Below are 9104 nucleotides of genomic sequence, written 5' to 3' on the forward strand. Positions count from 1 at the left end.
GCAACCGCGGCCGCATGCAAGCCGTGTCATGGTCCCGCCCCTGCCCGCAAGGCGACCCCCTGGGGCCCTCCGTGACTTGCCTGGCGCCTTGAGAAGGCCATGTCATCGCCGATGAACGCCGAAACCCGACCCGCCTGGAAATCCGCCCACCCCGCCTATTCCACCGAGACGGTGGCGCAGGTGCACCACTGGACGGACCGCCTCTTCTCCTTCCGCTGCAGCCGCAGCCCGGGCCTGCGCTTCACCGCCGGGCAGTTCGTGATGCTGGGGCTGATGGCGGAGGGCAAGCCGCTGGTGCGCGCCTATTCGGTCGCCTCGCCGCCCTGGGACGAGGGGCTGGAATTCCTGTCGATCAAGGTGCCGGACGGGCCGCTGACCAGCCGCCTCCAGCATGTCCGGCCGGGCGACGAGATCCTGGTGGGCCGCAAGGCGGTCGGCACGCTGGTGATGGACGCGCTGCTGCCGGGCCGCACCCTGTGGCTCTACGGCACCGGCACCGGCCTCGCCCCCTTCCTGTCGCTGATCCGCGAGCCGGAGGTGTATGACCGGTTCGAGCGCGTGGTGCTGCTGCACGGCGTGCGCGAGGTGAAGGAACTCGCCTATGCCGAGATGATCGAGGCGCTGCCGCGGGACGAGGCGCTGGGCGAGCTGGTGGCGGGCAAGCTGCTCTACTACCCCACCGTGACGCGCGAGCCCTTCCGCAACCAGGGCCGCGTCACCGACCTCATCCGCTCCGGCAGGCTGTTCGCCGATCTCGGCCTGCCCGCCTTCAGCCCGGCCGAGGACCGGGTGATGCTGTGCGGCAGCCCGGAGATGCTGGCCGAGAGCAAGGCGCTGCTGGAGGGGATGGGCTTCGAGGAGGGCGCCAACAGCCGCCCCGGCCACTACGTGATCGAGAAGGCCTTCGTCGAGAAGTGAGCGGGCGCCGGGAGGGGCCGCGCCCCTCCCGCTCCGCTTACTCCGCCGCCTCGCTGCGCGGCGTGCCCTCGGCCTTGCCGCTGCTGTAGGTGGGGCGGGGCAGCCGCTCCCCCGGCGCCGGGCGGTTGGGCAGGGGCGGCAGGGCCAGCGCCTTCTCCAGGTCGATGCCCGCCCCTTCCGCCACGCGGCGGCCGTAATCCTCGTCGCAATGCCACCAGTGCCAGACCATGCGGAGCGCGATCGGCTCCGGGCATTCCTTCATGTCGGCCACCATGTTGGCGATCAGGTCGTCGCGCTCCCAATCCTCGAAGGAGCGGTAGCGCTCGCCGGCCTGGCGGTAGTCATCGGTGGTGCGGGTGGTCTGGTAGCGGCCGAGATGGCCCTCCACCCACTGGTGGTACTCCTTCTCCGGCTTCGGCGCCTCCCGCAGCCCGCCCATCATGCTCGGCTCGTAGTTGACGTGCCGGTTCTGGCCGCCGCGGTCCACATGATAGGCCATCATGCCGTCCCGCTGGTTGGTATGGGCGCGGGCCTGCTCCTGCGGCGCGTTGATCGGCAGCTGCAGGTAGTTGGCGCCGACGCGGTAGCGCTGCGTGTCCGAGTAGGACAGGGTGCGGCCCTGCAGCATCTTGTCGTCCGAGAAGTCGATGCCGTCCACCAGCACGCCGGTGCCGAAGGCGGATTGCTCGACCTCGGCGAAGAAATCCTCCGGCGCGCGGTCCAGCACCATGCGGCCCACCGGCAGCAGCGGGAACTTGTCCTCCGGCCAGCGCTTGGTGTCGTCCAGCGGGTCGAAATCCAGCTCGTCATGCGGGTCGTCGGACATCAGCTGGACGCAGAACTCCCACTCCGGGTGGTCGCCACGCGCGATGGCGTCGTAGAGGTCGCGCGTGGCGTGGCCGGTGTCCTTCGCCTGGATCTCGGCCGCCTGGGCGCTGGTCAGGTTGCGCACGCCCTGCTTCGGCACCCAGCTGAACTTCGCCAGATGCGCGACGCCCTCGGCGTTCACCAGCTTGTAGGTGTTGACGCTGGAGCCTTCCATCTCGCGGAAAGTGGCCGGGATGCCCCAGGGGCTCTTCACCCAGGTGACCATGTGCAGCGCCTCGGGGTGGTGCGCCACGAAATCGTAGAAGCGCCAGGCCTCCTGCCGGTTGGTCACCGGGTCCGGCTTGAAGGCGTGGATCATGTCCGGGAACTTGATGGCGTCGCGGATGAAGAAGATCCGCAGGTTGTTGCCGACCAGGTCCCAGTTGCCCTCCACCGTCTTGAACTTGACCGCGAAGCCGCGCGGGTCGCGCGCCGTCTCGGGGCTGTCCTTGGCGCCGATCACGGTGGAGAAGCGGACGAAGAGCGGCGTCCGCACCCCCGTCTCCGTCAGCACGCGGGCGCGGGTGTAGCGGCTGGCGGGCGCGTCGCCGATGCGGCCATAGGCCTCGAAATAGCCATGCGCGCCGGCGCCGCGCGCGTGCACCACCCGTTCCGGGATGCGCTCCCGGTCGAAATGCGTGATCTTCTCGATGAACTGGTAGTTCTCGAGCGTGGCGGGCCCGCGCTCGCCGACGCTGCGCAGGCTCTGGTTGTCATGGACGGGGTGGCCCTGACGCGTGGTCAGCACCGTGCGATCCTCGGTCATGCGGATGGCCTCCTCTGTGGTGGCGGCAAGCCTCGAGGCAACAACCAATGCGGCGGTGGATGGTTCTCCCCGAAGGCCGGCCGCCGCCTCCGCCCGCTACACTTGCCCGCCACACCTGCCAGCCACATTTGGTTGCCGAGCGAGCGGCACGGTCACGCGGGGCCGGCCTATGAAGAAGCCACGGAGGCCCCGCTCTGCCGGGCCGCCACCACGGAAGAGGATGAGGACATGCGTGGATTGCTGATGCTGGGCGTGGGCGCGGTGTTCCTGGGCGGGGCGGCCCTGGCCGTGGCGCAGCCCGCCCCGCCCGCGCCGCCGCCGGCGGCCGAGGCCGGGCCGGCCGGGCCCGGCGGCCGCCCGGAGGGGCCGCGCCCGGGCCGTGGCCCGGAGGCCGGCCCCCATCACGAGCGGATGCGGGGCATGATGATGCATGGCATGCATGGCATGCACCGCCCGCCGCCGCCGCCCGGCGCCAGCTTCTCCTTCCGCCGGGGCGACACGGCCGTGCGCATCCAGTGCTCGGACAAGGAGCCGGTGCAGGCCTGCGTCGACGCGGCGAACGCCCTGTTCGACAAGTTCAACGCCGCGCCGCGCTGAGCCGGCCGGGCCGGGGCCAGCCCCCGGCCCCCTTCGCGCCGCTCAGCCGCCCTGCTGGGACAGGGCGAAGGCGACGAGCAGGCCCGCCACCACCAGCAGCCCCGTCCTGCCCCGCTCGCCCTCTACCGCCTCCGGGATCATGGTGTCGGCGATCATGGTCAGCAGCGCCCCGGCGGCGATGGCGTTGACCGTGGCGGTCAGGGCCGGCGGCGCATCGCCCAGCAGGGCCGCGCCCAGCAGGGCGGCCAGGCCCGAGAGCAGGGCGATGCCGCCCCAGAGGCCCAGCACATAGCCCCTGCCGCGCCCCGCCCGGCGCATGCCGGCCGCGCTCGACAGCCCCTCCGGGAAGTTGGACAGGAACACCGCCGCCAGCATGGGCAGGCTCACCCCGCCACCGCCGAGCAGCCCCACCCCCAGCACCACCGATTCCGGGATGCCGTCCAGCAGCGAGCCGATGGCGATCGCCATGCCACCGCCGCCCGCCGCCTTCTGCTGCCCGCCCGAGCGCTTGCGGTGCCGGCCGCCGCGGCGCGACACCAGCCAGTTGGCCAGCGTGTAGGCGGCCGAGCCGGCCAGGGCGCCGCCGATGACCGGCCAGATGCCACCCTGCCGGAAGCCTTCCTCGACCAGCTCATAGGCGACGGCGGAGATCAGGATGCCGCAGCCGAAGGCCATGATGCCGGCCGTCACCCGGGCGGGCAGCCGGACGAGGTAGGCGAGCGCCGCCCCGATCACCAGCGAGGAGCCGCCGAGGAGCCCCCAGAACCCGGCCTGCAGCCACAGCGGCATGCTCTCGAACATCCAGGCCCCTTCCCGCCCGGCGGGGTGGCGCCTTCAGCCCTGGAAGGCGGGGAAGCTCGAGGGCGAGAGCTGCTCGATGTCGCGCCCCGCCCAGTCGCGGCTCTTCATGCCGGCCCACATGGCCTCGGCGCCTTCCTGCACGGCGCGGCCCAGCTCCACCGGGTCGTAGCCCGGCACCACGCCACCCCGCATCACCACGCGGCCGTCGATGATCGTGGTGTCCAGGTCCTCGGCCGTGGCGGAGAAGACCAGGTTGCGGATCGGGTCGCGCAGCGGCGTCATGAACAGGCTGTCGCCCTTCCACAGCAGCAGGTCGGCCTTGGCGCCGGGGGCGATGCGGCCGAGATCCTCGCGCCCCAGCGCCTTGGCGCCGTTCAGCGTGGCGGCGTTGAACACGTCGGCCGCGGTGGCCACCTGCGTCCGCCGGTCGACGATCTTGGAGACCACCGAGGTCCAGCGCATCGCCTCGATCATGCTCTGCGGGCAGGTGTCGGTGGCGATGGTCATGTTCACGCCGCGCGCCTGGTAGCGGGCGAAGCTCTCCATGGCGATGCCGCGCCGGGCGAAGACCCACACCGCATGCGCCACGTTGGCACCCGTATCGGCCAGGATGCCGATGTCGTCCGCCTGGTAGTTGGCCCAGGAGCTCTCGCCGGGGATGATGCAGTGGCCGAGGATGCAGCGCTCCGACAGGAAGCCGATCTTCTCCAGCCACTCGATGGGCGTGCAGCCGTTGCGCCGCGTCATCTCGTGGAACTCGGGCACCGACTGGGAGACGTGCAGCGCCAGCGGCACCTTCATGTCGCGCGCCGCGTCGGCCGAGCGCCGCAGCAGCGCCTCGGAGCAGGTGTCGATCTGCATCGGCGTCAGGAAGCCCTTGATGCGGCCATTGGCGCGGCCCTCGACGCGCCCGATGAAATCGACGGCGGCGTTGAACCCGGCGAGCCCGTCATCCGGCAGCCACTCGTACTCCACGGTGCGGCCATTGGCGGTCAGCCAGCGGCCGGAGCGGTAGCCCTGGCCGATATAGGCGCGCAGCCCCACGCGCTCGGCATGCTCGGCCACCACGTCGCCATGGCCGCCGATCTCCATGATGGTGGTGGTGCCGGTGCGCAGCAGCTCGGGCATCGAGTAGGCGATGCAGGCGCGGCGGGCTTCCTCGGTGATGGCGCCGTCGCGCGCCGTCAGGAACTCGAACAGGCCGGAGAGGTAGAACTGCCGCGGCCCCCGGTCCTCGACGAAGCTCTTGTCGAGCGGGCTTTCCGAGAGATGGGCGTGGGTGTTGATGAAGCCCGGCGTCACCACCTGGCCGACGGCGTCGATGGTCTCGTCCACCGGCCCCTCATAGCCCTGGCCGACATGCAGGATCGTGTCGTTCTCGATCACCACGACGCCATCCTTCAGGTGGCGGTGCCCGCCATTCTGGTAGGCGATGATGTGCGAGGCGCGAATCAGCGTGCGGGCCACCGGCGTATCTCCTTGGACGGGAATCGGCCGGCAGCGTTTCAAAGCGCCGGGCCGGGGTCAATCCGCCACCGGCAAGCGGTTCAAAACGTGGCGTTTCCTCTGTCCTCCGGGCCGCGACGTATCGGATTGCACATGAAGCGGCCAGGGTTCCGCCGGTCGCGTGGCGCCATATCCGGGGCGGCCGGCGCCCGGAACGTCTTGATTTCTATTTCGCAATGTTCTTTCTCCTCTCCGCCACCAGCGTGAGGATGCGATGCATGGCTTTCCACTCTCCTGCCGCGCCCTGCCGGCGCTGGGCCTCGGCGTGATGGCGGCCGCGGCCAGGGCGGAGCCGGCCAGGGCAGAGTTGGCCAGGGCCGGCTTCGCGCCGGATCTGGCGGAGAAGCTGGCGGCCGGGCTGCGGTCCGGCCTGCTGCGCGGCGTGCACGCGGTGCTGGTGGCGCGCCATGGCCGTGTGGTGCTGGCGCATTATGGCCAGGGCGCCGACGAAAGCTGGGGCCAGCCGCTCGGCGAGGTCGCCTTCGGCCCCGCCGTGCCGCACGACCTCCGCTCCGTGACCAAGAGCGTGGTGGGGCTGCTCTATGGCATCGCCCTCGGGCGCGGCGCGGTGCCGCCGCCCGGGGCGCCGCTGCTGGCCCAGTTCCCGGAATACGCCGACCTTGCCGCCGACCCGTCGCGGCAGCGCCTGCGCGTGGCCGATGCGCTGGACATGACCATGGGGCTGCAATGGGACGAATCGCGCCCCTATACCGACCCGGCGAACAGCGAGATCGCCATGGAGAACGCGGCGGACCGCTACCGCTTCGCGCTGGACCGGCCGGTGGAGCACCCGCCCGGGGAGCGCTGGACCTATTCCGGCGGCGCGGTGGCGCTGCTGGGCGCGCTGATCGCCCGCGGCACCGGGCAGCCTTTGCCCGATTTCGCGCGGGAGGCGCTGTTCGCCCCCCTCGGCATCGAGCCCGGCGGCTGGGCGGCGGGGCGGGACGGCGTGCCCTCCGCCGCCTCCGGCCTGCGGCTGACGGCGCCGGACCTGCTGCGGATCGGCCAGGTGGTGCTGCAGGGCGGCATGTGGGAAGGACAGCGCGTGGTGCCGGCGGCGTGGCTGGAGGCGATGACCCGCCCCGGCATCCCCACCGGCGACGGGCTGCGCTACAGCCATCTCTGGTACCAGGGCGGTGGCTTCGTGCCCGCCTACGGGGAGCCCCGCCCCTGGCTCGGCGCCAACGGCAATGGCGGGCAGCGCCTCTACCTGATGCCCGCCGCCGGGCTCGCCATGGCCTGCTTCTGCGGCCTCTACAACCAGCCGGAGCAGGGCGCCACACCGCTGCGCATCTGGCGGGAGATCGTGCTGGCCAACCTGCTGCGCGCCTGAGGAAGCCCCTTCACCGGGCGGGGCGCCGTCACTCCGGCTGCGCGAGCCAGGCCGCGCCCGCCGCATCCGCGCCCGAGGGCAGGGGTGCGGAGGGGTTCTCCATCCAGGCCAGGATATCCTGCGCCACCGTGTCGCGGATGCCGTCGCGCAGCAGCAGGTGCCAGCCCTCGGGGTAGCGCGCCAGCCGCGTCTCCGGCCGCATGCCGCGCAGCACGCCGCGGGTGACGGAGGGCGGCACCACCCGGTCCCTGGCGCCCTGCAGCACCAGGGTGGGCGGCGCGCAGCAGCCGGCCAGCCGCGTGCTGGCCGTGTCCATCAGCGCCAGCAGGCCCCAGGCGGCGTCGATGCGCGTGTCCTTGATGGTCAGCGGGTCGCGGCCGAAGCGGCGCAGCGCCTCGGTGTTGTCGCTGGCCGAGATGTTGCCGGCGCTGGGCGGGAAGGCCAGGGCCGGCAGGCTGTGCGCCAGCAGCCAGAAGGCGCCCTCCGCCACCGGCCCGATCGCCGCGTAGGACCAGAAGGCGGGGGCCATCAGCAGCAGCCCGTCGGGCGGTGAATCGGCCGCCGGCCCCGCCGCCGCCAGCACCGCCACGGCGGCGCCCATGCTCTCCCCCATCAGGTAGAGCGGCAGGCCGGGGTGGCGCGCGCGCAGCAGGCGCAGGGCCAGGGCCGCGTCCTCCGCCATCGTCTCCGCCCCCGGCCAGAGGGTGCGGCCGGGCGAGGCGCCGAAGCCGCGCTGGTCATAGGCGTAGGTGAGCACCCCGGCCTCCGCCAGGCGGCCGAAGCCGTCGATCAGCAGGTTGCCGGCATGGTCGTTGAAGCCGTGCAGGGCCAGCAGCACGGCGCGCACGGGCCTGCCCTCCGGCGGGGCGCGGTGGTGCAGCCGCAGCCGGGCGCCATCGGCGGCCAGGATGGCATCCTCCGCCAAAGCGGGGGCGGCGACGGGCGGGCCGGCCGGCACCACGCGCGGGGCGCAGCCGGCGAGGCCCGGCAGGCACAGGGCGGCGAGGGCGGCGGCCATCCAGCCGGAGCGGTGCGGCATCGGCCCCCGGCATAGCGGGGGCGGGGCGGCCGCGTCCAGCGCCGCGCCACCGCCCCGCGCGCCCGCCGACTGGCGGCCGGCGCCGCCTGCCCCTATGTTCCACAGGACCTTGGCCAGCGACGGAAGCCACACGATGCGCGACGCGAACCTGACGGGCTACACCCCGAAAGCCACCCCCGGGGTGACGCCGGAGGAAATCCTGCCGGCCCACAGCCGGGTCGTCACCTGCGATGGCGGCGGCGGCGCGCTGGGGCACCCGGCCGTCTCGCTGCGCATCGAGGCGACGCAGGTGACCTGCCCCTATTGCTCGCGCACCTATGTGCTGCAGGACGGCGCGGGTGGCGACGACCACCACTGACGGGCTGGCGGCCGCCGCCACGCCCGAAGCCCCCGCCGGCACCCCGGAGCCGGTGCCGCACCTGATCCTGGTGGATGGCTCCGGCTACATCTTCCGCGCCTTCCACGCCCTGCCGCCGATGACGCGGCCGGACGGGGTGCCGGTGAACGCCGTGTTCGGCTTCACCAACATGCTCGGGCAGTTCCTCACCCGGCATGTCGGCACCCATCTGGCGGTGGTGTTCGACGCCTCGCGCGTCACCTTCCGCAACGCCATCTACGACCAGTACAAGGCGCACCGCCCCGAGGCGCCGCCCGAGCTGGTGCCGCAATTCTCCCTCATCCGCGAGGCCACCGCCGCCTTCGGCGTCGCCTGCGTCGAGCTGGACAATTACGAGGCGGACGACCTGATCGCCGCCTACGCCAAGGCCTTCGCCGAAAGCGGCGGGCAGGTCACCATCGTCTCCTCCGACAAGGACCTGATGCAGCTCGTCCGCCCCGGCGTGCAGCTGCTGGACCCGATCAAGCAGAAGCCGATCCGCGAGGCGGAGGTGTTCGAGAAGTTCGGCGTGACGCCGGACAAGGTGGTGGACGTGCAGGCGCTGGCCGGCGACAGCACGGACAACGTGCCCGGCGTGCCCGGCATCGGCATCAAGACCGCCGCCGCACTGATCGCCGAATATGGCGACCTGGAAGGGCTGCTCGCCGCCGCGCCGCAGATCAAGCAGCCCAAGCGCCGCGAGGCGCTGATCGCGAATGCCGAGCTGGCGCGCGTCAGCAAGAAACTGGTGACGCTGGACGCCGACGCGCCGCTGCCCGTGCCGGTGGACGGGCTGCTGGCCCGCGCCCCCGAGCCCGGCCGCCTCGCCGGCTTCCTGCGCGAGCAGGGCTTCCGCTCCCTGCTGCACCGGATGGGGCTGGATGGCGATTCGGGCGGCGAC

The 9104-nt window shown here is 72.5% G+C and carries 9 protein-coding genes; 5 read left to right on the forward strand and 4 right to left on the reverse strand.

Annotated features, from left to right (window positions below; genetic code table 11):
- The first annotated feature begins 111 nt into the window (after positions 1 to 111).
- Entirely contained in the window at positions 112 to 918 is an 807-nt protein-coding gene (locus ACZJYS_RS19970; RefSeq protein WP_109515872.1) for a ferredoxin--NADP reductase, read from the forward strand.
- A gap of 37 nt (positions 919 to 955) precedes the next feature.
- On the opposite strand, the gene ACZJYS_RS19975 is transcribed toward ACZJYS_RS19970, so the two are convergent.
- Positions 956 to 2551 carry a catalase gene (locus tag ACZJYS_RS19975; protein ID WP_493180068.1) on the reverse strand — a complete coding sequence of 532 codons (1596 nt, stop codon included), beginning with the start codon at positions 2549 to 2551 and terminating at the stop codon, positions 956 to 958.
- Positions 2552 to 2779: 228 nt separating this feature from the next.
- Here ACZJYS_RS19975 and ACZJYS_RS19980 point away from each other — a divergent pair, with 228 nt between their 5' ends.
- A complete protein-coding gene (locus tag ACZJYS_RS19980) occupies positions 2780 to 3148 on the forward strand; it encodes a hypothetical protein (protein WP_379631676.1) in 369 nt (122 codons plus the stop codon).
- A gap of 42 nt (positions 3149 to 3190) precedes the next feature.
- On the opposite strand, the gene ACZJYS_RS19985 is transcribed toward ACZJYS_RS19980, so the two are convergent.
- On the reverse strand, positions 3191 to 3949 hold the full coding sequence (locus ACZJYS_RS19985; RefSeq protein ID WP_493180069.1) for a ZIP family metal transporter: 759 nt from the start codon (positions 3947 to 3949) through the stop codon (positions 3191 to 3193).
- A gap of 33 nt (positions 3950 to 3982) precedes the next feature.
- Entirely contained in the window at positions 3983 to 5416 is a 1434-nt protein-coding gene (locus ACZJYS_RS19990) for a chlorohydrolase family protein (protein ID WP_493180070.1), read from the reverse strand.
- Between the two features lie 253 nt (positions 5417 to 5669).
- On the opposite strand from ACZJYS_RS19990, the gene ACZJYS_RS19995 reads away from it, so the two are divergent.
- Positions 5670 to 6788, forward strand: a complete 1119-nt coding sequence (locus ACZJYS_RS19995) for a serine hydrolase domain-containing protein (RefSeq protein ID WP_493180071.1) — start codon at positions 5670 to 5672, stop codon at positions 6786 to 6788.
- Between the two features lie 28 nt (positions 6789 to 6816).
- On the opposite strand, the gene ACZJYS_RS20000 is transcribed toward ACZJYS_RS19995, so the two are convergent.
- The gene (locus ACZJYS_RS20000) at positions 6817 to 7827 is read right to left on the reverse strand and encodes an alpha/beta fold hydrolase (protein WP_493180072.1); all 1011 of its coding nucleotides are present in this window, start codon (positions 7825 to 7827) and stop codon (positions 6817 to 6819) included.
- Positions 7828 to 7960: 133 nt separating this feature from the next.
- Here ACZJYS_RS20000 and ACZJYS_RS20005 point away from each other — a divergent pair, with 133 nt between their 5' ends.
- Together ACZJYS_RS20005 and ACZJYS_RS20010 are read left to right on the forward strand one after the other, a co-directional pair.
- Positions 7961 to 8185 (forward strand): zinc-finger domain-containing protein, encoded by a 225-nt coding sequence (locus ACZJYS_RS20005; RefSeq protein WP_109515866.1) that lies wholly within the window; start codon positions 7961 to 7963, stop codon positions 8183 to 8185.
- Positions 8145 to 9104: 5'-3' exonuclease (locus tag ACZJYS_RS20010; protein WP_493180073.1), on the forward strand; the 960-nt coding region annotated here is incomplete at its 3' end. The genes ACZJYS_RS20005 and ACZJYS_RS20010, both read left to right, overlap by 41 nt.

This window comes from Roseomonas sp. TS2 (genome assembly GCF_058833935.1).